The organism is Gemmatimonadota bacterium (genome assembly GCA_026706345.1).
In the GTDB taxonomy this organism is placed as follows: domain Bacteria; phylum JAAXHH01; class JAAXHH01; order JAAXHH01; family JAAXHH01; genus JAAXHH01.
Window position 1 is genome coordinate 338 of record JAPOYX010000247.1, and the last position, 1,766, is coordinate 2,103.

The 1,766-nt window shown below is 62.5% G+C and carries 2 protein-coding genes; both read right to left on the reverse strand.

The window, feature by feature from the left end:
* A partial coding sequence (locus OXG98_17835) for a hypothetical protein (GenBank protein MCY3773872.1) occupies positions 1-277 on the reverse strand: 277 nt, incomplete at its 3' end.
* Between the two features lie 49 nt (positions 278-326).
* Positions 327-1,568, reverse strand: coding sequence for a DUF1214 domain-containing protein (locus OXG98_17840; protein ID MCY3773873.1), 1,242 nt, complete (start codon positions 1,566-1,568; stop codon positions 327-329).
* Positions 1,569-1,766 lie beyond the last annotated feature (198 nt).

The window sequence follows — 1,766 nt, forward strand, 5'->3', positions numbered from 1 at the left end:
ACAAGGCCGATACGATTCTCGTGTTCTGTAACATGTTACCCAACGTGTTCAGGTGGGATTCCTGATTGATCGATTTTACGAGAATATTCAGTGGTTCCATGAACCAATCGTCGCCGAAATCGGTCAATCCGGTTTTGCGTTTGGCGGCTGCGACCATGCGCTCTACCTGCAAACTGCCGCCCATCCCCATTCTTTCGACCATCCTGCCCGCCCGGTTGAACAAGGCAATCGGCAGTGGCCGGTATGGATTGCGGTAGTCTGTGGAGGTTTCCAGCACGGCGTTCATCCGGCTGACACACGGCCGGGGATCGCTGTCGCGAAAGCAATCACGAAGAGCCCCGGGCAAGCCCGGTAACATTCACGACACGGGTGGCGGGTTGGGGATGATCCTTGGCCCTGATCCAGCGAAAACACATGGTTCCCGAAGTGTGGCCCGCGGTGTCCAGCCAGTTTGGCAGCCCCGGGTTCCGGTGAGCCACCACAAGGCGGATCGATCCGTCCGGCTCGTAATGCGCCAGGTGCTTGTTGGTGTGGATCGTGTGGTAGCGGTAGTCCAGCGATTCCATCCAGTAGTTGTTCAACTGGAAATTCCAGTGTTCGCATTCGGGAGGCATCACCTCGATCAACAGGGCCTCGTCTTCCGCCACCGCCCAGTGACTGTGATAGTAGACGATGTTGGGGTCGCCGCCGGCGGCGAGCGATACGTCGGGATCGAACATGGGCAGCGAGTTGCTGTGTTTCCTGAAGTCGCGGGCCCACTTCGCGAACAGCAGCGAAGCGCCGGCGACCAGGGTGCACGCGGATTTCAGGCCGGCGTCGATCTGCTCGGGCGTCAGGGGCGCGGGGCGTTTCTCCTCCTCCGCGCAGTTGATGCGCTCGATGAACAGGTCCGCGGGCGCTTCCTTTTCCCGGTCGAGAAAGGTTTGCCGCACGATGAGCATGCCGGTCTCGGGCTGCATCGGCAGCCAGTTGCCGTCATGAGGCGTGCTGCTGAGAATCAGTTCGAAGCGCCCTTCGGCATCGGTTTCGATGTCCGCCGCTTCGATGTATCCAGTGGGGGGCAGGCCGCCCCCCTGGCCGTAGTGCCCGGCCTGGGTGCCGAAGCTGAGGTATTTCACCGTGTTGCGCCTGCCGGAAATCCGGTAGTCGAAATCGCCCCGGATGGCGGCGGTCTGGTAATAGTTGTCGGGATTGTCGGCGCCGAGCTTGACGGTTTCGTGGGCGACGCGGTGCAGCACCGGCCCCCGGGGGTCGGCGTACTCGACAAAGGCCATCAGGCCGCCGCGCAGAAGCCGGCTCAGGTAGCGGTAGCCTTCCGCCTGGTTGAACGGGTCCCGGGGAGCGCCGGGGAAATTCAGGGCCGCGCCGGCCGCCTTCAGGGTGTCGCAGAACTCGTCCCAGGCCCGGCCGCTGACGATGCGCTGCTCGGCCAGGTCGGCGGGTGTTTTCCCGCGCAGCTTCAACATCACGAGCGACGCCCTTCGAAAGAACGCGAGCAGCGCGACCGCGAGTTTTCTCATCGTGCGTATCCCTTCCGCCGCCGTGTTCAGCGGGACGATGCGTATCATACAATCGCCCTTCGATCACGTCCGAAGAGAGGAAGTCGACATGACCGAATCTGATGTAGCGCCGCGTGTCGCGGCGTATACGCGGATGGATGAGGGCACGGTGGACGACTACGCCCTGCAGAGCGAACTTGCCGAGCCTTTCATCGCCCGTACCGGCGAAAGGGTGCTGGCCTACCTGGAAGGTTTGGCCGGAGGGCT

Coding starts and splice junctions, on each gene's coding strand:
- OXG98_17840 (MCY3773873.1), bottom strand. CDS start 1,568: ATGATACGCATCGTCCCGCTGAACACGGCGGCGGAAGGGATACGCACG.